The organism is Simplicispira hankyongi (assembly GCF_003570885.1).
Taxonomy (GTDB): Bacteria; Pseudomonadota; Gammaproteobacteria; order Burkholderiales; family Burkholderiaceae_C; genus Simplicispira; species Simplicispira hankyongi.
Map to the genome: position 1 here is coordinate 820,771 of NZ_QXJC01000003.1, position 24,398 is coordinate 845,168.

At 65.1% G+C, this 24,398-nt stretch carries 23 protein-coding genes; 4 read left to right on the forward strand and 19 right to left on the reverse strand.

Annotated features, from left to right (window positions below):
- Positions 1-77 precede the first annotated feature (77 nt).
- From D3F03_RS10465 to gspE, 13 genes are all read right to left on the reverse strand, one after another.
- Complete coding sequence (locus tag D3F03_RS10465) at positions 78-1,571, reverse strand: cell surface protein (protein ID WP_119109288.1); 1,494 nt, start codon at positions 1,569-1,571, stop codon at positions 78-80.
- 178 nt (positions 1,572-1,749) lie between these two features.
- Positions 1,750-2,172 (reverse strand): hypothetical protein, encoded by a 423-nt coding sequence (locus D3F03_RS10470; RefSeq protein ID WP_119109289.1) that lies wholly within the window; start codon positions 2,170-2,172, stop codon positions 1,750-1,752.
- A gap of 11 nt (positions 2,173-2,183) precedes the next feature.
- Positions 2,184-4,643 carry a type II secretion system secretin GspD gene (gene gspD / locus D3F03_RS10475; protein ID WP_245960570.1) on the reverse strand — a complete coding sequence of 820 codons (2,460 nt, stop codon included), beginning with the start codon at positions 4,641-4,643 and terminating at the stop codon, positions 2,184-2,186.
- Between the two features lie 114 nt (positions 4,644-4,757).
- On the reverse strand, positions 4,758-5,483 hold the full coding sequence (locus D3F03_RS10480) for a hypothetical protein (RefSeq protein WP_119109291.1): 726 nt from the start codon (positions 5,481-5,483) through the stop codon (positions 4,758-4,760).
- Positions 5,480-6,043 carry a type II secretion system protein GspM gene (gene gspM / locus D3F03_RS10485; protein ID WP_119109292.1) on the reverse strand — a complete coding sequence of 188 codons (564 nt, stop codon included), beginning with the start codon at positions 6,041-6,043 and terminating at the stop codon, positions 5,480-5,482. The genes D3F03_RS10480 and gspM overlap by 4 nt, the downstream gene beginning before the upstream one ends.
- Positions 6,040-7,311: a PilN domain-containing protein gene (locus D3F03_RS10490; protein WP_119109293.1), complete on the reverse strand. Its 1,272-nt coding sequence runs from the start codon at positions 7,309-7,311 to the stop codon at positions 6,040-6,042. Before D3F03_RS10490 ends, gspM begins: the two co-directional genes overlap by 4 nt.
- Positions 7,312-7,316: 5 nt before the next feature.
- On the reverse strand, positions 7,317-8,132 hold the full coding sequence (locus D3F03_RS10495) for a general secretion pathway protein GspK (RefSeq protein ID WP_119109507.1): 816 nt from the start codon (positions 8,130-8,132) through the stop codon (positions 7,317-7,319).
- Positions 8,133-8,170: 38 nt separating this feature from the next.
- On the reverse strand, positions 8,171-8,830 hold the full coding sequence (locus tag D3F03_RS10500; RefSeq protein WP_119109294.1) for a prepilin-type N-terminal cleavage/methylation domain-containing protein: 660 nt from the start codon (positions 8,828-8,830) through the stop codon (positions 8,171-8,173).
- Positions 8,827-9,267 carry a type IV pilus modification PilV family protein gene (locus D3F03_RS10505; RefSeq protein WP_119109295.1) on the reverse strand — a complete coding sequence of 147 codons (441 nt, stop codon included), beginning with the start codon at positions 9,265-9,267 and terminating at the stop codon, positions 8,827-8,829. The genes D3F03_RS10500 and D3F03_RS10505 overlap by 4 nt, the downstream gene beginning before the upstream one ends.
- Entirely contained in the window at positions 9,264-9,740 is a 477-nt protein-coding gene (locus D3F03_RS10510) for a GspH/FimT family pseudopilin (protein WP_245960571.1), read from the reverse strand. Before D3F03_RS10510 ends, D3F03_RS10505 begins: the two co-directional genes overlap by 4 nt.
- Before the next feature lie 20 nt (positions 9,741-9,760).
- A complete protein-coding gene (gene gspG / locus D3F03_RS10515) occupies positions 9,761-10,207 on the reverse strand; it encodes a type II secretion system major pseudopilin GspG (RefSeq protein WP_119109296.1) in 447 nt (148 codons plus the stop codon).
- A 28-nt stretch (positions 10,208-10,235) separates the two neighbouring features.
- Positions 10,236-11,489 (reverse strand): type II secretion system F family protein, encoded by a 1,254-nt coding sequence (locus tag D3F03_RS10520; RefSeq protein ID WP_119109297.1) that lies wholly within the window; start codon positions 11,487-11,489, stop codon positions 10,236-10,238.
- Positions 11,482-13,173, reverse strand: a complete 1,692-nt coding sequence (gene gspE / locus D3F03_RS10525; RefSeq protein ID WP_425453119.1) for a type II secretion system ATPase GspE — start codon at positions 13,171-13,173, stop codon at positions 11,482-11,484. The genes D3F03_RS10520 and gspE overlap by 8 nt, the downstream gene beginning before the upstream one ends.
- Before the next feature lie 284 nt (positions 13,174-13,457).
- Here gspE and D3F03_RS10530 point away from each other — a divergent pair, with 284 nt between their 5' ends.
- The gene (locus D3F03_RS10530; protein WP_119109299.1) at positions 13,458-15,368 is read left to right on the forward strand and encodes a hypothetical protein; all 1,911 of its coding nucleotides are present in this window, start codon (positions 13,458-13,460) and stop codon (positions 15,366-15,368) included.
- Positions 15,369-15,370: 2 nt separating this feature from the next.
- Here D3F03_RS10530 and rfbC read toward each other — a convergent pair whose 3' ends face one another.
- The 5 genes from rfbC to D3F03_RS10555 form a co-directional block, all read right to left on the reverse strand.
- The gene (gene rfbC / locus D3F03_RS10535; protein ID WP_119109300.1) at positions 15,371-15,916 is read right to left on the reverse strand and encodes a dTDP-4-dehydrorhamnose 3,5-epimerase; all 546 of its coding nucleotides are present in this window, start codon (positions 15,914-15,916) and stop codon (positions 15,371-15,373) included.
- A 5-nt stretch (positions 15,917-15,921) separates the two neighbouring features.
- Entirely contained in the window at positions 15,922-16,812 is an 891-nt protein-coding gene (gene rfbA, locus D3F03_RS10540) for a glucose-1-phosphate thymidylyltransferase RfbA (protein WP_119109301.1), read from the reverse strand.
- Between the two features lie 10 nt (positions 16,813-16,822).
- Positions 16,823-17,713 carry a dTDP-4-dehydrorhamnose reductase gene (gene rfbD / locus D3F03_RS10545; protein ID WP_119109302.1) on the reverse strand — a complete coding sequence of 297 codons (891 nt, stop codon included), beginning with the start codon at positions 17,711-17,713 and terminating at the stop codon, positions 16,823-16,825.
- A complete protein-coding gene (gene rfbB, locus D3F03_RS10550) occupies positions 17,710-18,789 on the reverse strand; it encodes a dTDP-glucose 4,6-dehydratase (protein ID WP_119109303.1) in 1,080 nt (359 codons plus the stop codon). The genes rfbD and rfbB overlap by 4 nt, the downstream gene beginning before the upstream one ends.
- Before the next feature lie 66 nt (positions 18,790-18,855).
- Entirely contained in the window at positions 18,856-20,841 is a 1,986-nt protein-coding gene (locus D3F03_RS10555; protein ID WP_119109304.1) for an SDR family oxidoreductase, read from the reverse strand.
- Between the two features lie 198 nt (positions 20,842-21,039).
- Between D3F03_RS10555 and D3F03_RS10560 the strand changes: the two genes are divergently transcribed.
- The 3 genes from D3F03_RS10560 (at position 21,040) to D3F03_RS10570 (ending at position 23,321) form a co-directional block, all read left to right on the forward strand.
- Positions 21,040-21,669, forward strand: coding sequence for a phasin family protein (locus D3F03_RS10560; protein ID WP_119109305.1), 630 nt, complete (start codon positions 21,040-21,042; stop codon positions 21,667-21,669).
- A gap of 193 nt (positions 21,670-21,862) precedes the next feature.
- Positions 21,863-22,525, forward strand: coding sequence for a TetR/AcrR family transcriptional regulator (locus D3F03_RS10565; protein WP_119109306.1), 663 nt, complete (start codon positions 21,863-21,865; stop codon positions 22,523-22,525).
- Positions 22,526-22,547: 22 nt separating this feature from the next.
- Positions 22,548-23,321, forward strand: a complete 774-nt coding sequence (locus tag D3F03_RS10570; RefSeq protein WP_119109307.1) for a tetratricopeptide repeat protein — start codon at positions 22,548-22,550, stop codon at positions 23,319-23,321.
- Positions 23,322-23,461: 140 nt separating this feature from the next.
- Here the strand turns inward: D3F03_RS10570 and D3F03_RS10575 are convergent, their stop codons facing one another.
- The gene (locus tag D3F03_RS10575; protein WP_119109308.1) at positions 23,462-24,226 is read right to left on the reverse strand and encodes a type III pantothenate kinase; all 765 of its coding nucleotides are present in this window, start codon (positions 24,224-24,226) and stop codon (positions 23,462-23,464) included.
- Positions 24,227-24,398 lie beyond the last annotated feature (172 nt).

Below are 24,398 nucleotides of genomic sequence, written 5' to 3' on the forward strand. Positions count from 1 at the left end.
CTAAAGTCGGAAATAAAAAAAGGCGGGATCGCTCCCGCCTTTTTTGAATCACGTTGCCGTGAAAAGTGCCGTAAGAATTACTTCTTGGCGTGGGGCCACGTGATACCGTAGGTGCCCGAGGTGCCAGCGTTGGCGTTGGGGTTGCTCAGCTTGATGAACGAAGCGCCAATGACGGGAACGCCAGGAGCCGCAAAGTTCACTTGGCCCCAACCGTTGGTGTACACGCCGGACACGTTGGAACGTGCCACCGAGCTACCCAGAACGGACATGCCAGCGTCAGCGAAGCTCAGCACGCTAACTTCACCGCACAGTTGCGTCTTGCTGATCGTGCCAGGCGAGAACACGGCACCCGAGGTCTTGCTGGTTTCTTCACGGTCATAGAACACTTGGCCCGTGGCGCTGGTGCAAATCTGACCGATGCTGTTGACCGACGTGTTGGCTACGTTGCTGAAGAACAGGGCCACATCCGAGTTGATGTAGCGGTATGCCGTAGCTGCCGTAGCACCACCGTTGTACGTAATGACACCGGCTTCCGTCGTGCTGGCGCTGGCTTGGCTGATTGGCGCAGCGTAGTTGGCGGCAATGTTGTAACGGCGGGTGGGCATGGAGAACACCCAGTCGGTCTTGGCGGTGATGGAGGCATCATTCGCGTACTGGTTGATCACGCTTTGTGCAGCCAGCGTCGTTGTCAGGGCCGTTGCCTGTGCCGAAGCGGTGGCGTACGTGGCATCGTAAGGCGTGGACAAGTCAGGCACGTCATACGCTTGCTTGACCAACACACCTGCATCGAACAGCGGGTCAGCGCTCAGCAGAGCGGTAGCGCCGGTAGCCTGGGGCGAGAACACGTTGTTGGTTGCTGCATCCGACTTGATGGCCGTCATGGCGCCAGCGTACGTGGTGGTTTCAGGCACGTTGATGATGTACCACGAACCCGTCAGACCGGTCGTAGGAGCCAACAGACCCGTCGTTGCAGCGCCAGTGGTCAACGTGCCATTCAGAACGGAGCTGGTGCAAGGAGCCACGCCATTGACGTGCTTTGTAGCAACGTACAAGGGAGCTTGCGACGTGTTCAGCGGAGGAACGTAGATCGCAGCATTGTCGATGTCAGCCATGTTGAAGATTTCAACGTAGCCTTCACGGGTGTTGTTGGCCTTGTCGGCAGCGTTCAGCGCAGGCGACAGACGGTCTTGAACGAACGAGACCGGCACGCCGCTGCTGATGGAAGGCAAGGTGCAGGTGTTGTCAGCCGTGACCAGTTGGGCAACGCCGTCGGAACCTTGGGTCACTGCAGCCGTCCACACGTCGCCAGGCGACATGAAGACTTGGAAGTCAAGCACGTCGTCGGAGTTGGAGGCACCGCGGAAGCGCACCTTCATGGCCTTGCCATGAGCGGTGTCGGTGTTGACCACGTGCAGCACGGTCATGTTGCCGTTCTGTGCGGTGTAGTAGGGCACCAACAGCATGTGACCGGCGCCGCTTTCGGCAACCGTCAGGGCTGCGGAAGCCGAACCCACAAAGCCCAGGCCACCAATCATGGCAGCAATGCTCAGGGCCAGAACATTTTTCTTCATACGAGAACTCCAGTTAAAAAAGTTGGTAAGCGCAACTACCACGATTGATTACGCTAGGGGATGGTAGCACAGGGCCCCAAGAGAAACGACGGTCAGAAACCTGCAAAAACACCGTTTGTTGAAGAAACGCAACACCGATAAAACCGGTGCCGCCCGCCAGCAAACAGCACATCAGTGCTTACGTTCCCTGGAACCGCCACCACGCCCCGTCTTCAAGCAACCAGACATCCGTCAAATAGGAAGTGACAGTGCCCAGGCCGAGTGAAGGCAGCCCCGTCTTGACACCCAGCTTGACCTGCGCTTCGCAGCGCGTGGCTTCGCAGGTGACTTTGGTCACTTCGGCGCTGGCGATGCTAGCGCCTTCACCGAATTGCTGACGGAACTGCTCGTCAGTGCGTATCTTACGGTAGGACGGCACCAACAGGGTATAGGCTTTTTTGTAATCGTTGGCCACCCGCGCCTTCCAGTACTCGGCGGCTTTGGCCTGCACCTGCTGCTCGGGCGTCTTAGGCGCCAGCATGGCACAGCCAGACATGGCCAACGAGGCCGCCAGCAACAGCCCCAGGCTGGTTCGGCGGCGGCCAGAAGCGGGATTTGTCATTAAAGGTCCTTTCATTTCGAAACAGAAGAGGCCGGCTGGTTTGCCGGAAAAACAACAGATGGTGCATCGATCACGTCGTGCGGCACTGGAATTACCGGGTGCGCACGCAGGTTTTCGCGCAGTTCAATCGCCTTGAGGCCTTGCATCTTGTTGCGCAGGTCGTCGCTGACCTGGCGGATGTCCAGGTCGGAGCGCACCACGCGCGGCGTGATGACGACGATGAGCTCGGTGCGTGCGCCCCCGTCTGTGGTGGAGCCAAACAGGTTGCCCAGCACGGGAAGGGTGTGCAGGAAGGGTATGCCCGACTTGGTGGTGGTGCTGCGGTCCTGGATAAGGCCGCCCATGACGATGGATTCGCCCGAGCGCACAGCCACCTTGCTGGAGAGCTGGCGCTGCATGAACGAAGGCTGGCCGGTGGTGGCGTCCTTGGCGCCCACATCGGTGACGGATTGGTCCACCTGCATGGTGACGACGTTGCCCGAATTGACCGACGGGGTGACCACGAGCTGCACACCGGCGTCTTTGTACTGGGTGTTGACGGTGGTGACGATGCCCGTGCCCGTGCCCGTGGTGGTTTCACCCGCCTGAATGGGCGTTTGCGTGCCGACGTTGATGGACGCTGCGTGGTTGTCCAGCACCATGAGCGACGGGCTGGCGATGACCTTGACCGAGGTTTTGGTGGACAGCGCCTTGAGCAAGGCCGTGATGTTGCCCGCCGGGTTCTTGAGCGCATACGAAAAGCCATTGGTCAGCGGCGTGAGGGCGGTGCCGCTGGCGCCAGCGGCCAGCAGGGTGCCGGCGCCGGTGTAGCCCGTTGTGGTGCGGCTGTCCTTGAAGGCCCATTCCAGTCCGTATTCAAGATCGTCGTTCAGGGTGACTTCGACAATGGAGGCCTCGATGAGCACTTGGGTAAGAGGCAGATCGAGCCGCTTCAAGGTGGATTCGATCTTGGCGTATTCGCTCTTGGTGCTCCAGACCAGCACCGAATTGTTGAGCTGGTCGGCAATGACGCGGATGCCGCCCAGGTCAACGGCAGCAGCAGACTGGGTGTTGCCAGCCTGCCCGGCGCTGTTGCCGCCCATCTGCTGATTGCTGCCGCGCAGGCCGCTGGAGGCACCAAAACCGCCCAGCGAGCTGCCAGAGCTGCCAAAGGTGTTGTTGCCGCCAAATGCGCTGGTATTGCCGAACGCGCTGACCGAGCCGAAGGCGTTGTTGTTACCGAACCCCTGGCCAAAGGACGAGCCGCTGGCGACACCCAAGCCAGGCGCGACGCCATTGTTGGCCGCAGGCGTGGCAGCGGCCTTGCCTTGCCCGCCGAAAATGCCGCCGAGCACGGTGGCCAGGTGCTGGGCGTTGACGTTCTGCACCTGGTAGATGAAGAGCTGGCGTTCGTTGCCGTTGTCGTTGGGCTGGTCGAGCCGCTCGATCCAGCGGCGGGCTTCGTCGAGGTATTCGGCACGCGGGGTGACGACGAGGATGCTATTGAGCCGCTCAATAGGCACGATTCGCAGGGCGCCGAACAGCGGGTTGCCTTCGCCCAGCCCCACGGCCGCAGCCGCCGCGGCGCCTGCCGAACCAGCGGCCTTGGAGGTGGTGCTTCCGGTGCTGCCGGTACTGCCCGTGTTAGCGCCTGCTGGCGCGCCGCCACTGACGATTTGCAAGGCCGCCTGCACTTCCTGAATCGAGGCGTATTTGAGCGGGAACACGCCGACCGACATGCCCTTGAGCAGGTCCACGTCGAAGGTGTTGACCAGTTCCATCCAGCCCTCGGCCTGGGTGCGGGTGCCGGCCAGCACCAGCAGGTTGCGGATGTTGTCCACCCGCACCAGCGCGTCGGCCGGCAGCATGGGCCGCAGGATGGTGGCCATTTCCCCGGCGCCGATGTATTGCAGCGGCACGATGATGGTGCCGTAGCCGGGTGCCAGCGGCACGCCGCTGACCGCCTGGCGCACCGCCCCGCCGATGCTGCGCAGGGCGTCGGGGCGGCCGACGTGGTAGGTGCCGCGGGCGTCGCGCATCAGGGCCAGGCCATTGGCCTGCAAGGCGCTTTCAAGCAGAAACACGGCCTGGTCGGGCGGCACCGGGGTGCGCGTGGCCAGTGTGACGGTGCCGGCGAGCGGCGGGTGCAGCACGTAGCTGACCTTGAGCAGGTCGCCCAGAACGGTGCGCACTACTTCGGCGACCGGGGCTTCCTCGAAGTTGAGCGAGACCGAGGGGCCTTCGAGCGCAGGCACCGGGGTGGGCGTCGCAATGACGCGGTTGTTGCCGCGCAGGATGCGGGGAGCGCTGGCGTCCTTTTCAGTCTTTTCGGATGCGATCGGCCCGGCGGGCTTGCCGGGGCCGCTGGATTCGCCGGCAGCTTCGCCTGCCAGGGGCAAGGGGGCGGCCCCGGTGAGGGGCGGGACGGCCTGGTCGCCTTCGGTGGCGAACGGGGCGGGCACAGTGTTGGCCGCGCCAGTGGGAACGTCCATAGCCTGGGACGGTACACGCGGCTCAGTCTGGCAACCAGCCAGCGCAAGCAGGGTAATCAAAAAGTAACGTGTAGGGATCATAGGGTCAGCCAGGTTGGCAATGAGAACCGTGCTCTAACGGCGAGTTCCACCGAATACGGCACGCGGCCCGCTGGAGGCAGCAGGTACGCCTTCACCGGCACCAGAACTGGGGCCGTTGCTGGCAGATGAAGGCACGGCAGAGGTTGCAGCCTCTGCACGTTCGGAATGAGGGGCGGGCACGGAGACAGGAGGTGGAAGAAAGGGCAATCGCCTTGCAGCAACGCCCGCCGCCGCACTTGCGGCCGGCGAACCCGGCGCTGCTTGCGAGACGTCGGCCCGCTTGAGCTGGAGCACGCGGGTCTGGCCGCCGCTGGCAAACGTGGCCTCGCGGTCGGTCAGGGACTTGAGGGTCCAGCCGTCCAGCGACTGGTGGAGCTGCACCCGCATGTCTTTGTCGCCCATGTGCATGATGAGGCCGCTGGCGCCCGCGCTATTGAAAATTCCGGTAAGTTTTGCGGTGCTGAAGTTATCGGCCTTGGCTGCCGAGGTATCTTGCGGCGTTGCGGCAGGAGGGCGGCGCGTAGGAGAAAACAGCGGTCTTTCGAGCAAGCCGACAAAGGCGGTGATGTCGGCGGGTGCAGGGCCGGGCAATGCTGGGAGCTGCGAGGCGAAATCGGTCAGACGTGGGGCGGGCGCAGCCCAGGTGGCACCGCGCAACGCGCCACTTGGCGTGACCCAGCAAGCCACCAAAATACCAAACAATACGACGTTGAGGCCTACGAGTAGCTGCAGTGCGTGGCGCTTGAGGGATACGGTCATGAAAGCTCCCGCAACACACTCAGGTTGAACTGAATGCTCAGCCGCGTGGGTTTTTTGCCGTTGTCATTCCCATTGCCAAAGTTCTGGGACTGCACGTTGATGGCGTCGAGCAGGATGGCCGGGGTCTGGCCCGAGAGGCCGACCAGCGCCGCTTGCAGCGCCAGGAGATCGCCCTCGGCCCGCACCGACAGCGGAATGCGCTCGACATCTTTTTCGGTCTTCGCCGGGAGCACCTGGCTGCTGATGATCTGCAGGCCGGCACTGCTGAAGATGTCGCGCACATGCTGCTGGGCGGCATTGCCTGTCTGGGCAGCATCGTCAGTGGCCGGGTGGACATACTCGGAGCGCTGGGCCTTGGCTTGCTCAAGGGCGGCGTCAAGTGCGGGGCGCTGCTGCTGCAGGCCAAGCATGCGGGCATAGCGCGGCTCGGTGTCGGCGAGGTACTGCTGGGCCGCCTGGTGTTTCTGGAACACGACCAGCACCACCAGGCACACAGGAAGCAGTACCGCCAGCACGGTGAGCGAGATGGCCGTTCGGTGGCGCAGCGTGATCTGGTTCATGGCTTCCCTCCGGCGCCTGGACGCGGGGCAGGCTGGGCAGGCTTGGCGCTTGTGCCACCGAAGACGGCGCCGCCGGGCGCCGGGCGAGCAACCGCAGGGGGTGCGGGCGCAGGTGCGGGGGCCGTCGTGGACGCCGGCACAGAGACTGCGGCGGGCACCGAGGGGACCTGGCTCGGCGCAGCGACCACCGGAGATGGCGCAGCAGCGGGGACACGCGAGGCGACCCGCACACCGAGTTGCGCGGGGTCTGCCGTGAATTCAATGGTGAAGGCTTCTTTCTCGGCCCCAGGAACTCGCGTAGCGGCACCGGGGGCGCGCACGTCGCGAAACCCTGGCTGGTTGCCCAGCAACTGCATGAGCGTGGAGGCGTTGGCCGTGAACCCTGTGACCGTGACCTTGGTGCCCACGAGCTGAAGGCTTTGCAGGGCGGTGTCATCCGGCAGGATGCGGGTGAGTACGTCGAGCAGGCGCAGGGGTTCGATACGGTCTGCGAGCCGCTGCTGCAGCGCGGTGGTCTGGTCGGCGGCACGCAGCAGCGCCTCGCGGCGCGCAATGGCCGGCGCCGCCGATGCGGCAAGCGCCGCGTAGGCCGCCCGGGCCTCGTTGGCACGCAATTTAAGCTGCAGCGATGGCGTCAGCGCTATCAGGCAGGCAATTGCGACAGCGCTGGCCAGCAGGACAAGCCCCGTGCGGCGGCGGCGCGCCGCGAAAGCCAGCCGCCGTGCCTCACCAAAACCGCCCAGCACCAGCGGGCGATCAGGCGCCTCAAACACCCAGAATTCAGGCACCGAGCCGGCCGGCACGCGGTTGCCCAACGTGCTTTGGTAGGCCAGCAACTGTTTGCGCGATGCCAGCACCAACGACAGCGGGCTGCCTGCCGAAGCGGGTGAGGCGGCGCCCCATACCAGGTCGTCGGAGGCAAAGGGGCTGGCGGTGCGGGCCTCCAGTGCCAGGGCGCTTGCATGGTCGGCGGCCCCCATGGCCGGCAGGCGGACGCTGCGCCGCAGCAGCAGGTCTTCAGGAACTTCAATCGCGGTGAAGGCTGCCGCCCCTGCTGAAGCCGGAGCGGTTGGAGAGGCGTAAGTGCGCTGGCCGTCTGCCCAGAGGGCATCCCGGCCATCGGCCTGGACAAGCCAGACGGGCGTGACGGGATTCAGCCAGGAAAAGACGGGCCAGGTGCTGGCGCCGTCCCACGGCTCGCGCAACTGGCGCGCCAGATCGTGCAGGTCGAGGCCGAAGAAACGGGCATCCGAGGAGAGAGATGGCATCGGTTTCAGGGGTTGGTGGGGGCCGGTACGGCCCGCTCGCTCGCATGGAATATCTGCCAGGGCGCACCACTGCGCCGGTCGGGCGTCAGGTCCACATCACGCAGAACCTCGACCGCGGAGCCGTCGGCATTGGGCACCCGGGCCACCATGCGCAACTGCCTGCCGGCGGTCTGTTGCACAAAATTACCGTCGAGGGCTGTCATGTCGATTCCTTCGCCCCCTGTGCGCCTCGCGCCGGCGATTTGGTCGACCACGCCCTGGCTGCCGTTGGCCAATACCGCTAGAACGCCGGGCGGCGCTGCCAGAGGGTTGACCCTGCCAGAGCCGCGCAGGTCGGCGGTGATAAGGCCGGCGAGTCTAGCATAGAGGTCATAGCCAAAACCGGGCACCTGGAGCAGGTCTTCCGGGGCTTCGAAACGCGCGGGAACGCCACGCGCGTCTCGGCGCTCGCGGGCTGCGACCGTGGCCTGGGCCAGGGTTTCCGCGGCGGCCGGCGGCAAGCCGCCCGCTACCATGTAGAGCTTGGCGAGCAGGGCCGGCGGCGCGGTATTGATATCAATCAAGCCCGTGAGTGGGGCTACGCTGACACCAATGGTCTGCCCCTGGAACTGCACCGGCGCCTCCCGCCACTCGCCTGCCGGCTTACCGGCGGCCACCATTTGCTGCAGTGCCAGAGCTATGGCGGCTTCTCCCAGGGCGGTGGCCTGCAGGTTGCTGCGTGCAACGCCTAGTAGCGCGGCCTCCTGCCGCACCGAGCGGGTCAGGCCTGTGACCGCAATGGACAGGGCCGCGACAATCCAGAGCACGGCGATCAACACCATGCCGGCTTGCCGATGCTGCGGCTGGCGCGCGCCCGTGCTCACCGGCTGCCCCCAAAGACCGCACCGCCCGCCGATGCCCCGCTGCTGCCGGGCAACACCCGCAGCGGCACGACCATGGTGGGCCAGGGCCTGCCGCCCTCCGACATGTTGATGCGCACGCGTGCGGGCAAGGCATCGGTTGACGCCCAGACAGGCGCCCATGCCGGGGGCTCGGGGGCGGCGTCTTCGTAGGCGAAATCGAGCGTATCCACGGACGTGGCCAGCACATGGCGGTTGGCGGATGACCAGTCGGGCACGGTGCCATCGTCCGCCCAGGGCGCATAGCGCAGCACCAAGGCACTGTGGCCGGCCTCGCCTTCAAGGGCCAGGCGCAGGAAATAACGCCCACCGGCTCCGTAGCGCGCGGGCATGACGCCAATCCAGGCGATTTCGTGGGCCTGGCCACTGAACAGGAACGGGTTTTCACCGGCCTGCAGCACACCGGGTTTTCGATGCTGCGCGACGCGGCCGAGAATACCCTGCAGGAAACTGCTGGTGACGCGCAGATCGTCGGTGCGGGTCAAGCGGGCATCGAGCCGCTCCTGGGTTTGCGCCATGGATTGCAGTGCCGAGCTGAGCGCCAGGACGATGAGCGAGAGCAGGGTCATGACGACCAGCAGCTCGACCAGGGTAAAGCCTGCGTTTGTGCGCCGCGTCATGGCGTGCGACCCGGCTCAGGCGGCTTGCGTTCGGGACGCAGGGTGTGCAGCACCAGTTCGCGCCGGGGCTCACCCCAGCCGACCACGATCTCAACCGCATGCAGCGGCGGAACATTGGGGCCGGAGAGCCCCGTGGAAAACGGGGCGCTGCTGACACGCCAGGCATAGTCGCCATCGGTACCGGCGTCGTTCCAACCAGCAGCAGGCACGGTGCTGCGCAGGTCCAGCAGCGACTGGCCCACGATGACGGCGCGCTGGTAGGCTTCGAGGTCGGCCACATTGCGCGCGCCGCTGCCGCTCGCACGGTACAAAAGACCGAGCGACATGCCCAGGATAGCAAGCGCCACCAAGACTTCGAGCAAGGTGAAGCCCTGCAGGCGCGACGGCCGGGGCGGCAGTGGGGGCGACACCCGTCGGACGCAATGCCAGCGCGTCATGGCAGGAGAGCCTCTTGCGTGACGCGACCCGAGAGCCAATCCACCCGCAATCGGATGCCGCTGCCAGGCGCGCGCAGCACTTCGATGCTGCCGCCACTCGCGCCACCGCTCGGCAGGAAACGAATACCGGCCTGCTGGCCGCTGCTGCCCGCTTCCTGAAGGCCCTCGGCCACGGTGGTGCGCAGCTCAATGCCTTCGGGGATGGCATGGGGCGGTTTTCCGGAAATACCGAAGTTGCGATCGGCCAGGCGCACGACGAACAAGATGTCGTGCCCTTCGCTTTGCGCCAGAAAACGCGCGCTGCGAAGCTCGCTCACCAGAGCACGCACCGTATCGCTGTATTTGGCGGACGCACTCAGCCGATCAAAGGCGACAGGCACCACGGCGATTAGCAGCGCCATGATTGCAAAGACAACCAGCAGTTCGATCAGGGTGAAGCCGCGAGCAAAGGCTCTTGGCCGCAGGGACGACACCACCGTGTCCAGCCGCTGCGTCAGGGCTTGTTGCGCACGTCGGCGTCTTCGCCCTCGCCGCCCGGAGCGCCATCGGCGCCCAGCGAGAGAATTTCGATCCCGCCGTTGGGGCCGGGGTTGGCGTAGCGGTATGGGTGGCCCCAAGGGTCCGAAGGAACATTGCCTTTGAGATAAGGACCGGTCCAGCCGTTGACGCTGCCTGGGCGCTTGACCAGCGCTTCGAGGCCTTCTTCGGTGGTGGGGTAGCGACCGACATCGAGCTTGAAGAGTTCAAGCGACTTGTCGAGATCGGCGATCTGCACGCCCGCCGTCTTGGACTTGGCGCCGCCGAGCTGGTTGAGCACGCGGGGGCCGACGAGGCCGGCAAGCAGTGTCAGGATGGCCAGCACCACCAGCAACTCAATGAGGGTAAAACCACGGGATGGGGAGGCGGTGCCGCGGGTGCGGCGCGCAGGGAAAGTCACCATTCGGGACGGCTCCTTGGGCAAATGAAAATTATACGGCGAGGTCATTGATGGACAGGATGCCGAGCAGGATGGAGACGATGATCGCGGCGATGACGATACCCAGGACCAGAATCAGCACCGGCTCGACCAGCGTGAGAAGGCGTTTGATGCCCGTTTCCACTTCACGGTTCAATATATCGGCCAACTCCAGCATCATCGGGCCAATGCGGCCGGTTTCTTCCCCGACGCGGATGAGGTTGATGGCCAGCGGCTCAAAGATACCCGTGGCGGCGATGGCAGAGACCACCTTGCCGCCTTCCTTGACGATAGGGGCGACGCCTGCCAACGCGCGCCGCAGCACGACGTTGCCTACGGTTTCTGTGGCGATGTGCAGCGCTGTCAGCATGGGCACGCCGTTGCCAAGCAAGGTGCCGAGCGAGCGCGAGAACAAGGTGAGCTGGTACTTGCGCGCCAGCGGCCCGACCAGCGGGGCACGCAGCAAGCGGGCCTGCCACCAGCGCTGGCCCGCTGGGGTGCGCCACCAGCGCAGCACCAGGCTGCCGATGCCAAACACCGCCACGGCAATCAGAATGCCGTAGCTGCGAAAAACATGGCCCAACGCCATGACCCAGCGGGTGGGCAATGGCAGGGCGTCGCCCATGTCGGTAAAGAGTTTTTCGAACTGCGGCACGACGAAGCCCAGCATGACGATGAGCGAGAGCACCGCCACCCCCAGCAAGATCGCGGGGTAGATGGTGGCGGAGACCACGTTCTCGCGCAGGTCGCGCTGGCGCTCCATGTGCTCGACCAGCCGGTCGAGCACGCCGGACATCTGCCCGCTGGCTTCGCCCGAGCGCACCATATTGATATAGAAGTCACCAAACAGCGCGTGGTGCGCGGTGAGCGCCCGGCTGAGCGGCGTGCCCCCCTTGACGGCGTCGAGCAGGCCTTGCACCAGCACGGCCACGCTGGGTTTGTGGCTCATGTCGATCAGCACGCGCAAGGCGTTGTCGAGCGCCAGGCCGGCGCGCAGCATGATGGCGAGCTCAGACGTCAGCGCCAGCACGTCAGCCGCGTTGACCGGGCCCCGCGCTTTGCGCCCGCCGCGCACAGGCGCCCGCACGCCGAGGGCCCCTTCGGCAGCGGCCATGCCTGCTACGCCCGATTGCGCCGCCTCAATGCTGAGCGGGGTCAGCCCGAGCGAGCGCAGATGGCGCACCACGGCCGCCTCGCCGGAGGCAGCGAAAAGCCCGGTTTCCAACTTGCCCGCGCTGTTGGCTGCGCGCCAGGCGAAATCAGGCATCGGCCTGGTCCTGCGTCACGCGGGCGAGCTCGTCGAGCGTGGTGACCCCCGCGGCGACCTTGCGCAGACCGTCTTCGTACAGCGTCAACATGCCGCTTTGTGCCGCGAGCGCGTTGAGCGCATTGGCGTCCCGCCCTTCGATGATGGCGCGGCGCATGGGTTCGTCGAGCAGCAGCAATTCGTGAATGCCCGTGCGGCCCCGGTAGCCGGACTGGCGGCATTCAGCGCAGCCCACGGCACGGTACACAGGCGTGTCGTTGCTGCAAAAACGTGCCAGGCCGGTGCGCTCGCGCACGTCGGCGCCGGGTTCGTAGGCCTCTTTGCAATGCGGGCAGAGCGTGCGCACCAGACGCTGGGCCAGTACGCCATTGACAGCCGAGGTGATGAGGTAACTTTCGACGCCCATGTCCTTCATGCGGATCACAGCGCCTGCAGCGGTGTTGGTGTGTAGCGTGGAGAGCACGAGGTGCCCCGTGAGCGCCGATTGGACGGCGATTTGCGCGGTTTCTCCGTCGCGCATCTCACCGATCATGATGATGTCTGGGTCCTGGCGCAGGATGGAGCGCAGGGCATTGGCGAAGGTGAGGTGGATCTGCGGATGCACCTGAATCTGGTTGATGCCGTCGAGCTGGTATTCCACCGGGTCTTCGACGGTGATGATTTTCTGCGCGCTGGCGTCGATCTTGGCCAGCGCCGCATACAGGGTGGTGGTCTTGCCGGAGCCGGTGGGGCCGGTGACCAACAGGATGCCGTGGGGCCGGGCGAGCAACTGGTTGAAGCGGTGAAGCGTGTCTTTCTCGAAGCCCATTTTTTCGAGTTCGAGGCGCACGCTGGCGCGGTCGAGTACCCGCATAACCACGCTCTCGCCGTGCACGGTGGGCACGGTGGAGACGCGCAGATCGAGTTCGCGCCCTTTCACGCGGGTCTTGATGCGTCCATCCTGCGGCAGGCGGCGCTCGGCGATGTCCAGATGCGCCAGGAGCTTGACCCGCGAATTGACGGCCGCGCTGAGCCTTGGCGGCACCAGTTCGCCGGCATGGATGACGCCATCCACCCGGTAGCGCACATGCAGGCCGTCGTCGAAGGGTTCAAGGTGAATGTCGGAGGCACGCAGATCGATCACGCGGCTGATGATGTTGCCAACCAGGCGAATCACCGGCGCTTCGCTGGCGAGGTCTTTGAGATGTTCGACGAAATCGCCACTGTCGGCGCCGTCGCCGAAGCCGTCGTCGGCAGCCTCCTGCGGATCGTGCTCGGGCTCGTCCAGGGCCTTTTCGATATCGGTTTCAAGCGCCAGGTGAGGGGCAATGGCCAGGCCTGTGGCCAGGTGCAGGCCTTTGAGAACGAACGCGTCCTGTGGGACAGCCATGGCCACGTGCAGCACGCCCGCTTCCTGGCGCAGCGGGTAGACCGCATTGGTTTGTAGAAAGCCCAGTTGCAAGCCTTCGATTTCGGGCATGAGATCAGGAAAATCGCTGCCGGCAACCAGGTTGACGCCGAGTTGGCGCGACAAGACCTGCGCCACGTCGATCTCCGACACCAGGCCCAAACGCACCATGACACGGCCGAGCATGTTGCCCATTTCTTCCTGCGCCGCGAGGGCCCGCTCTAGGTCACGGGCGCTAAGCTTGCCGGCCTGGACCAGAAGGTCGCCAATGCGCGGGCGTTGCACGTCGGGGTGCATGGTGGGTTCGGCCAGTGCGGGAGAAGCGTTGGAGGTCATGTCGATCGGAATGAAAGGCGGCGCGGGGTCGCGGCTGCGTTCCCGTACCACGGCTCTTGCGCTTTTGCGTTTTGCGGGGCCTTGGCGCGTAGGGGAGAAGTGTAGCGGCGTGCCTGAAGCCGCCGCAGACAGGTCCAGGCACGATTTGCAACAATGGGAACGGCAGGCGTCACGTCCAAGCCTGCGGGACCACCTGTTCGCGCTACAGTCAAAGTCGTCCCTCTGTGCCCCACTGCCCCACACGCATGTCCCTGTACCGCAATCGCCGCGCAGCCGCGCTTTTTGCTTTCAACTGCTTGGTTGCCTGTGCGCTTCTGGCTGCAGGTGCCGTCGGCGTGCAAGCTGTGCGGGCGCATACCGCCACCCTCACCGCAACCAAGGCGCCCCTGTTGTTGGCGCCTCTGGTGGGCGTCAATGACAGTTGCATCGAACAGTCCGAGGGCTCGCCGCCCTCGCCTGCCTCAGATAAGCCTGAAGATTTGGCAGCTTCCTGCAGCGGCGCACAAGGCTCGGCTGCAACGCTGATTGAATCGACACTGACGCAACTGGCGCCTGCAGGGGCGGCCGCATCGCCCTATACCCTTGGCTACACCCTGGCAGTCCCGCTGCTGACTCTCTTCAAGCGCGCACCGGATGGCTGGGAGGTTGACCACGAGCGCGTGGCCCACGTGGCCCGCACTGTGGCGCTAAGCAGCCGGCCGGCGGTGCTGTACCTGTTTTCGACCCATTTTTCGGTGGGATCGAAGCTGGAGGAAGATCTGGCGTCCAACCCCGCCAATCTGGCCCAAACCCGGGACGGACCACTTCCCACGGGCCGCTATTACGGAGCTCCCATTTACAACTGGAGCGTGGCGCGCACCGACAACACGCTGACCGCACGGCGCGAGCAGGCGCTCGCCGCCGTGCTGGCTGCGGTGTGCACGCTGCCGCAGCCAGAACGCGCGCGGATTCGCGCCGTCACGGTGCTGGGCGAGACACACCAGTTGTTTCCGGATTTTGAGGCCGGCATGGGATATGGCGGAGCCTATCGAATCACCGACTACAGCCCAGCCTCGGTGCGAGGGTTTCAAGCCTATCTGCGCCAGCAGTTTGGGTCTGTATCGCAACTCAATCGCACCTTGGGCAGCCGCTACGCAGAGTTCGGCGATGTAGCGCCGCCGTCACGCGACATCCGCACCGAAGCGCTGACGCGCTATACCGAGCATATTGACGCGTTCGCGCAGGGCAGCCTGCCGATTGCCGGCTGGGCCTTCGTTGCGCAGCCAAAGCGTCCGGGACAGGCAAGGCCCGCACCTTGGGTGCATATCTATCTCGACGGCGTTTTCATCAAGAAAGTGCGGGCAGACCGTGGTCGGCAGGACGTGGCGCAGGCCTTGCCGGAGGTACGGCATGCAGATACCGGCTGGCGAATGGACCTGGATTTTCGCCAGGTGGCGCCGGGTCTGCACCGCGTGGACGTGCTGCTGGAGCAGCGCCCCGGGGAGCTGACCTCCATCGGTTCGCGGCAAATTGCCATCATGGATGCGCGCCAGCAAACGCCGCAGCCCACGCCCCAGAAGCCCTTGCCCACCACTGCCACCAAGCGCTCTGGCGTGCTGGGGCACATCGATCAACCGCTGGAACAGGCGTCGTACTATTTCAACCCGCTGGTGCCCTACTGGCACAGGTTTCGCGGCCAGCAGGTGGCTGACTATCTGGCGCATTTTTCGCAGCAAGTGGCGCGCTCATGCCTGGCCGATGTGCCGCGCTACACGCACCAGATCGTGCCGTTCAGCAACCCTGGCTGGGACGAGAACAAATTCGCCATCGGCCGCAGTCTGCAGCCTGGCACTGGCCTGCGGTTGGGGGTCAGCCTGTATGGCGATGCAGCGTATGGCGCGCGTTTCCCCGCGTGGCTGCGAACCACCGGGCAGACCACGTATGGCGTGACGGAATTTCATCCGCTGCGCGCCATGGATGCTCAGCAGTTGAGCGATGTGCTGGCGTCACACGCGGCCCACGGCGCTCAGTTTCTGTCGTTCTTTCTGGAGCCGCGCTGGCAGGGAACGTTGGTGCCACGCGCAGTCCACAACCCCTTTTCATTTGACCCCGACAACCAGCAGTTCGGCTCGGACGTTCTGTACCGCGCCATGCAGCAGGTGCTGCACCCTGGGTGAGCTCAGGCGAACACCTCGGCGTGCGACAAGGCAAGGCCTTGTGCATCCTTCGCAGAAAGGCATGGTGTTTCGGTTAGGCGCCAATCGATGGCCAGGCTAGTGTCATTCCACGCAATGCAGCGCTCGTGCTCGGGCGCGTAGTAGTCGGTGGTTTTGTAGAGGAACTCGGCCGTTTCGCTGAGCACCACAAAACCGTGCGCAAAGCCGGGCGGCACCCACAACTGGTGGTGGTTGTCGGCACTCAGCTCCGCGCCCACCCATTGGCCGAAGGTGGCGGAGCTTTTGCGGATGTCCACGGCCACATCGAACACACAGCCCTGCACCACGCGCACCAGCTTGCCCTGGGGCTGCTGAATCTGGTAATGCAAACCCCGCAGCACCCCGCGCGCAGAGCGGCTGTGGTTGTCCTGCACAAACTGGAAGTCGGTGCCGGTGGCTTCATTGAACGCGCGCTGGTTGAAGCTCTCATAAAAGAACCCGCGTGCGTCGCCAAACACCTTGGGTTCGATCAGCAGGACGTCGGGGATGGCAAGGGGCGTGGCTTGCATGACGTTCAATACACTTTCTCTTTGAGCAGGCGCATCAGGTACTGGCCGTAGCCGTTCTTGGCCAGCGGCTGCGCCAGGCGTTCGAGCTGGGCGTCGCCGATCCAGCCGCTGCGCCAGGCGATCTCTTCGGGGCAGGCAATTTTCAGGCCCTGGCGGCGCTCCAGCGTGGCGATGAACTGGCCGGCGTCGAGCAGGCTGTCGTGCGTGCCGGTGTCAAGCCAAGCGTAGCCCCGGCCCATGATTTCCACGTGCAAGGCGTCTTGTTCGAGATAGAGGCGGTTGAGGTCGGTAATTTCCAGTTCGCCACGGGGTGAAGGCGCCAGGTGGCGCGCCAGTTCCACCACGCGCTCGTCGTAGAAGTACAGGCCGGTGACGGCGTAGTTCGACTTGGGAACCTGGGGCTTTTCTTCGATGGAGAGCACCTTGCCGGCGCCGTCGAACTCGGCGACGCCATAGCGCTCGGGGTCGTGCACGTGGTAGGCGAAGACTGTCGCTCCGCTCGTGCGCTGGCCGGCGCTGGAGAGCAGCTCGTGGATGTCGTGGCCGTAGAAAATGTTGTCGCCCAGCACCAGGGCGCTGGGGTGGCCGCCCAGGAATTCCTCGCCGATCAGAAACGCCTGCGCCAAGCCGTCGGGGCTGGGCTGCACCGCGTACTGGAGCTTGAGGCCCCATTGGCTGCCATCGCCCAGCAACTGCGCAAAGCGCGGCGTGTCCTGCGGCGTGCTGATGAGGAGGATGTCGCGGATGCCGGCGAGCATCAGGGTGGCGAGCGGGTAGTACACCATGGGCTTGTCGTACACCGGCAGGAGCTGTTTGCTGAGCGCCAGCGTGGCAGGGTGCAAGCGGGTGCCGGAGCCGCCGGCAAGCACGATGCCTTTGCGGGTGGGGGTCGTCATGTCGGGGCTTTCAAAGGATTTCGCGCAGCATGCGGGCCACGCCCTGCTGCCAGGGCGGGAGTGTGAGGCCGAAGGTATTCCGCAGGCGCGCGGTGTCCAGGCGCGAGTTGTGGGGCCGGGCGGCGGGCGTGGGGAAGGCGCTGGTGGGCACGGGCGCCACTTCGGTTGCTTTTAATTTGATAGCTGGTTGCGCAATAGCAGCCTGCGCTAGCACCTCTTTTGCATACAAATTCCAGTTCGTTTCGCCGGCTGCCACGCAGTGGTACAGGCCGCCGTCCTGGGGGCGCGCCTGTAGGTGGCGAAGGGCGTGGGCGGTGACGTCGGCGAGCAGGTCGGCGCCGGTGGGCGCGCCCCACTGGTCGTCGATGACGGTGAGGCGCTCGCGCTCCTGCGCCAGGCGCAGCATGGTCTTGGCAAAGTTGCTGCCGCGCGCCGCATAGACCCAGCTGGTGCGCAAAATCAGGTGCTTGGCGCCCGATTGCTGGATGCGCTGCTCACCTTCCCACTTGGTGCGGCCATAGACGGAGAGCGGTGCGGGCCGGTCGGTTTCCACCCAGGGGCGAGTGCCGCTGCCGTCAAAAACGTAGTCGGTGCTGTAGTGCACCAGCCAGGCGTTCAAGCGCGCGGCCTCACCCGCCAGCACGCCGGGCGTGGTGGCATTGAGCAACTGCGCCAGCGCGGGCTCGCTCTCGGCCTTGTCCACGGCCGTGTGGGCGGCGGCATTCACGATGATGTCGGGCCTGAGCGCGCGCACGGTCTGGGCGATGCCGTCCGGGTTGGCAAAGTCGCCGCAATGCTCCTGGCTGTCAAAGTCGAGTGCGGTGACCCGGCCCAGCACCGAGAGGCTGCGCTGCAGCTCCCAGCCGACCTGGCCGCTTTTGCCGAAGAGCAGGATGTTCATACCTTGCCTGCCGTGACGCCCGGTGCGTACTGCGTCTGCACCCAGTCCCGGTAAGCACCGGTCTGCACATCGGCCACCCATTGCGGATTTGCCAAGTACCACTCCACCGTCTTGCGAATGCCGGACGCGAAGGTCTCGGCGGGCTTCCAACCGAGTTCGCGCTCGATCTTGCGCGCATCAACGGCATAGCGGCGGTCGTGGCCGGGGCGGTCTTGCACGTAGCTGATCTGCTCGGCGTACGGCTTGCCATCCTCGCGCGGACGCAGCTCGTCGAGCAGGCGGCAGACGGTGTGCACGATGTCGATGTTGGTCATTTCGTTCCAGCCGCCGACGTTGTAGGTCTCGCCCGGCCGGCCGGCTTCGAGCACGCGGCGGATGGCGCTGCAGTGGTCGGCCACGTAGAGCCAGTCGCGCACCTGCATGCCGTCGCCGTACACCGGCAGGTTCTTGCCGGCCAGAGCGTTGACGATCATCAGCGGGATGAGCTTTTCCGGGAAATGCAGCGGGCCGTAGTTGTTGCTGCAGTTGGTGGTGAGCACCGGCAGGCCGAAGGTGTGGTGCCAGGCGCGCACCAAATGGTCGCTGGCGGCCTTGCTGGCCGAATAGGGGCTGTTGGGCTCGGTGGCGTGCGTCTCGGTGAAGGCCGGCGCATCCGCCGAGAGGGTGCCGTAGACCTCGTCGGTGCTCACATGCAGGAACCGGAACGCTTCTTTTTCGATAGCTGGCAGCGCTTGCCAGTATTGCCTTACAGCCTGCAAAAGCCTGAAAGTTCCGACCACATTGGTCTGGATGAAGTCTTCGGGGCCGTGAATGGAGCGGTCCACATGCGACTCGGCGGCGAAGTTGACCACGGCGCGCGGCCGGTAGCTGGAGAGCAGGCGCTCGACCAGCACGGTGTCGGCGATGTCGCCTTGCACGAAGACGTGGCGGGCGTCGCCCTCCAGCTTCGCCAGGTTGTTCCGGTTGCCGGCGTAGGTGAGCTTGTCGAGGTTGAGAACAGGCTCCTCGCTGGCGGCCAACCAGTCGAGCACGAAGTTGGCGCCGATGAAGCCAGCACCGCCAGTAACGAGGATCATGGAGTTGCGAGGGGGCAGAGAAAGATGGCGCCGATTATCCATCCCCCCCCGCAACCGCCCGGCGCCTCAGAAATGGATGCCGCGCATCATCTGCTGCAGTGCCACCGCCTCGGCCGAAAGCTGGGGCTTGGCGCCCTTGTCACCCTTGGCCGCGGTCGAATCCGGGAACATGCGAAAGCTGGTGTTCATGGTGATCTGCGCCACGCGCGGCAGGAAGGCATGCAGCACCTGGCCAACGACACCGAGGCGGGTGGCGATGCGCACCGGCTTGAAGATGCAGGCCTGGGCGATCATGTCGGCGGCTTCTTCCGGCGCCAGCGTGGGCACGTTGTTGTAGATCTGCGTCGGCGCGATCATGGGGGTGCGCACCAGCGGCATGTTGATGGTGGTGAAGGTGATGCCCTGGTCGGCGAACTCGCTCGACGCGCAGCGCGTCCAGGCATCGAGCGCGGCCTTGCTGGCGACGTAGGCCGAGAAGCGTGGGGCATTGGTCAGCACGCCAATCGAGCTGATGTTCACCACATGGCCCTTGCGCTTGACGGCCATGCCGGGGAGCAGCCCCATGGTGACGCGCAGGCAGCCGAAGTAATTGAGCTGCATGGTGCGCTCGTAGTCGTGAAAGCGGTCGTAGCTCGACTCGATGGCGCGGCGGATGGAGCGGCCGGCGTTGTTGATCAAAAAGTCCACGCCGCCATGGTCCGCCAGCACCTGCTGGATGAACCGATCGCAGTCCTGCATGTCGGCGATGTCCACCGCGTAGGCGATGAAGCGGTTGCCGCGCGCCTCGGCCTCGGCGCAGGCCTCGTCGAGCTTGGCCTGGTCGCGCCCGCAGATGAGGGTGGTGGCGCCGGCTTCGGCGAACTTGTGCGCGGCGGCAAGGCCTATGCCCGAGCTGCCGCCCGTGACCAGCACCACCTTGCCGGCCACCGTGCCCTTGAGGCTGCGGTCGATGAAAAGCTCGGGGTCGAGGTGGCGCTCCCAGTAGTCCCACAGGCGCCAGGCATAGTCCTTCAGGTTGGGGCAGGTAACGCCCGTACCCTTGAGCGCCGCTTGCGCCTCGCGGCTGTCGAAGCGCGTGGGGTAGTTGACGAAGGTGAGCATGTCCTCGGGCAGGCCCAGGTCCTTGAGCACGGCGTTGCGCACGCGGCGCACCGGCGCCAGGGCCATCAGGCTTTTCTTGATGCCGCGGGGCAGAAACCCCAGCAGCGCCGCATTGACAAACAAATTCATGCGCGGCGCGTGCGCGGCGCGGCTGAAGATGTCGAGCACATCGCCGACGCGGTAGCCGACCGGGTCGACCAGATGAAAGCACCGGCTGGCGATACCCGTCTGGTGGCTGATGGCGTCGAGCGCATCGACCACGTAGTCCACCGGCACGATGTTCACACGGCCGCCTTCCAGGCCCACCGAAGGCATCCAGGGCGGCAGGATCTGGCGCATGCGCTGAATCAGTTTGAAAAAGTAGTAAGGACCGTCGATCTTGTCCATCTCGCCGGTCTGGCTGTCGCCCACGACCATGGCGGGGCGGTACACCGTCCAGGGCAGCTTGCAGTCTTCGCGGACGATTTTCTCGCTCTCGTGCTTGGTGCGAAAGTACGGGTGATCGAGCCCTTCGGCCTCCGCGAACATGTCCTCCCGGAACACGCCTTCGTACAGGCCGGCGGCGGCGATGGACGAGACATGGTGGAAATGCCCGGCGCCAATGGCCTTGGCAAACTCCACCGTGTTGCGCGTGCCGTCGATGTTGACGGCGACCTGGCTCTCTTCGTCGGCCGACAGGTCGTACACCGCGGCGAGGTGGTGGAAATGGTCGATCTGGCCCTTGAGGCGCTTGACGTCTTCCGCGGCCACCCCCAGGCGCTTGGCCTTGAGGTCGCCAAACACCGGCACGGCACGTGCCGCCCCCACACCCCAATAGCGGCGCAGTTCGGCCACCTTGTCTTCGCTCTCGCGTCGCAACAGGAAATGCACCACCGAGCCCTTGCGTGCCAGCAGCTTTTTGACCAACCGCCGACCGATGAACCCCGTTGCGCCCGTAACGAAATACTGCATGAATCTCTCCCTTTGCGAAGGCCTCCATTCTTGCCCAGCATGGCACCGGTCGGTTCAGCGAAAACCCGTGTCAGGACTGGAGCGCTCAGTCTAGGTTTTTAGGAGCGCGCCCCTACACCTGACCCTGCGGCGCGCGTACAGTGGCTGCATACGCTCTGGCCCCCTGCCGCGGCGTCCAATCAACCCTTCGGAGGAACCATGGTCAAGAAGCTTCAAAAAATCAGCAACGACAAGAAAAAAGGCGGCGCACAGCTCGCAGGCACGGTGAAAGAATCGGCTCAGCAGATCTGGCTGGCCGGCCTGGGCGCGTTCTCGAAAGCGCAAGAAGAAGGCACCAAGGTTTTTGAAGCCTTGGTCAAGGAAGGTCTGTCCATGCAGCGCAAGACGCAATCGGCCGCCGAGGAAAAGCTCTCCGAAGCCACCAGCCGCATGACCAACATGGCCAGCGACATTGGTTCGCGCGCTGCTGGCCAGTGGGACAAGCTGGAAAACATCTTTGAAGACCGCGTCGCCAAGTCGCTTGCCAAGCTGGGCGTGCCCTCGTCGCGCGACCTGGACGTGCTGAACGCCCGCATCGACGCACTGGCCAAGAGCATGGGCAAGAGCGTTCCTGCTGCTGGCAAGCCTACGGCGAAGGCAGCCGCCAAGTCCAGCGCCAAGCCTGCCGCCAAACCCGCTGCCAAGGCTGCCGCCAAAGCGCCTGCCAAGAAGGCTGCTGCAAAGGCGCCCGCCAAGAAGGCCGCCGCCAAGCCGCGCACCGCTCGCGCACCTTTCCCCAAGGCAGCACCGCGCGCTGCAGAAGCGCCTGAAGCAGCAAGCGCCTCCTAAGCCCGAACGCACTGCGCCGGCCAATTCCGGCGCGCACGGCCGCCACACCCACCGAGGGTCTGGCGGCCGTGGCGTTTGCGGGGCATCAAGATGGTGCACCGCAGCATCAGAAAGACACTTGCGCGTCGGTTAAAGTGGCCTGCACACCCCCCAACGCCCCGCCCGAATCGCCCGACGCAACAGACCGCACTCCATGGTGAAAAAAGCGCCACGGCGCACCGCAGAACGCATTCTTGAGGTCACGCTTGAACTCTTCAACCGGTTCGGCGAGCCCAACGTCTCGACCACGCTGATCTCGGCCGAGCTGCGCATCAGTCCGGGCAACCTGTACTACCACTACCCGGCCAAGGACGAGCTCATCAACTCCTTGTTCGAGCGCTACGAGCGCGCGCTGGGCGAGTTGCTGGCGGCTGCGGGATCGGTCCGCAATGTCGAAGATGCGTGGTTCTTCATGCACTCGCTGTTCGAGCTCATCTGGCAGTACCGCTTTCTGTACCGCGACCTGAACGACCTGCTCTCCAAGAACCGCTTGCTGGAGACGCATTTCCAGACGGTGCTCGCGGACAAGACACGCGCGGTGCGCAGTCTGCTTGTGGGCATGGAGCGCGCTGGTGCGCTGCAAATCGACTCGCGCGAGGCTGGGCCCACGGCGACCAGCATGGTGGTCGTGCTCACCTACTGGCTGAATTTTGAATACGTGCGCGACCCGCGCCGAGCACTGGAGCCGGAAAGCGCACAGGCCGCCCTGCTGCGCGGCGCACACCATGTACTGAACCTGCTCATGCCCTACCTGCACGCCGACCAGCGCCAGCATCTGCTCGCCCTGGCCGATGCCTACCAGGACAAGGGCGATTGAACCCTCTCAAACGGAGATCCCCATGGCGAAATGGACCCCTTTCCCGCATGCAGGCCAGTACCACTACGACGCGGCACAGTTGAAGAAACACTGGGCGCGCCTGCATACCGGCGACGCCGAACCCCTGCCCAAGGATGCCAAGGTGCTACAGGCGTGGACACATTTTCACAACGGCGAATTTCAGGAGGCCGCACAGCTCGGCCTGGCCGCCGGTGGCGCTGGCGTGACCGCGGCCAACAAGGCCACGGCCATCTACGCCAACTATCTAGAGAAAAAGGAAAAGACGCGCCTGGAACTCTTCATGCAGGTCGCCGAGCAGGCCCAGGCCCAGGCCCAGGAAGACCCGGACAACGCCAACGCCTGGTACTGGAACGCCTACGCGCTGGGCCGCTACAGCCAGGGCATCAGCGTGGCCAAGGCGCTGGCACAGGGCCTTGGCAGCAAAATTCGCGAATCGCTGGAAAAGGCCATTGCCCTGGCACCCGCGCATGCCGATGCCCACATTGCCCTCGGCGCCTTCCACGCTGAAGTCATCGACAAGGTGGGGGCACTGATCGGCGGGATGACCTATGGCGCCAAAAAGGACAAGGGGCTCAAGCTGTTCCAGGAGGCGCTGCGCCTGAACCCTGATTCGGCCATTGCCATGATCGAGTACGCCAACGCACTCGTCATGCTCGAAGGCGACCGCAAGATGCGCGAAGCCACTGCCTTGTACGAGAAGGCTGCTGCCTCCAAGCCGCAGGATGCCATGGAACAGCTGGACGTGGACCTGGCCCGCGCCGAGCTGGAGGAATAGGGGACAACCCCCTGCGCGGCTTCGCCGCCTCCCCCTTCTCTTGCATCGCTGCGCGATGCGGAAGGGGGATACCGCCCAGCGCGGCGGGGCGGCCCTTGCGCGGGGGCCGCTGAACAGGGCGGTTCTGGGGCGCAGGCCAGTCAGGCGAAGCGCCGGGCGGCGATTTCCAGCAATCCGTCAAAAATCAGGTTGTCCACCAGCTCGAACGGTCGCGTCATGCTGGGCGCCATTTTCCAGCCCGCGCCACCAGTCATCATGCAGGCCGGCTCGCTGCCGCAGTGCGCCATCACGTGCTGCACCATGCGCTCGACCGCCCCGGCAATGGCGTAAGTGCCGCCGCTGGTGAGCGCATCGCTGGTGTTGGTGGGAAACAGGCAGACCTCCCCCGTCGGCACGTGCAGACCTGCCGTGCCCGATTCAAGCGCCCGCAGCATGATGCCGTGGCCCGGCAGGATCAGTCCGCCCAGAAACCGCCCGTGCGCGTCGATGGCTTCCACGGTAACGGCCGTGCCCACCATCACCACCACCAGTGGACGCTCGGGGCCCTGGGCAAGCATGCGGTGGCGCGCGCCAATCATGGCGACCCAGCGGTCGCAGCCCAGGCGCGTGGGGTGGTCGTAGCCGTTGATGAGGCCCGCCTCCTGCGCGCTGGCCACCACCCATTGGGGGGACACGTCCCACAATTCCATCTGTTCTTCGACACGGCGCTTGACAGCGTCGCCCGCCACCACGCAGCCCAGCATGCGTGCCGGGTGCGGCAGCTTCGCCCACGCCCCTTCGGCGAGACGTTCGATGTGGTCCAGGAATTCCGCGCCCTGAGCCAGCAGCGCGGCACCAGGACCGGGGGCTTCGTACAAGGCCCACTTGAGCCGGGTGTTGCCCACGTCGATCGCAAGAAAGGTCATGGCGGGAATTATGCGGAGTTTCGTGGCACGTGGGCGCTACACGGGAGACACGCCCAAAACCGGCATGATGCCGCGTTCGCGGCCTCCTCCCACAAGCGGGCAAGCATGAGCGCATGTATGGTGTCGTTGGCGCGCACGCGGCGCGCCAACGACAGACCGATTCAACACCCAA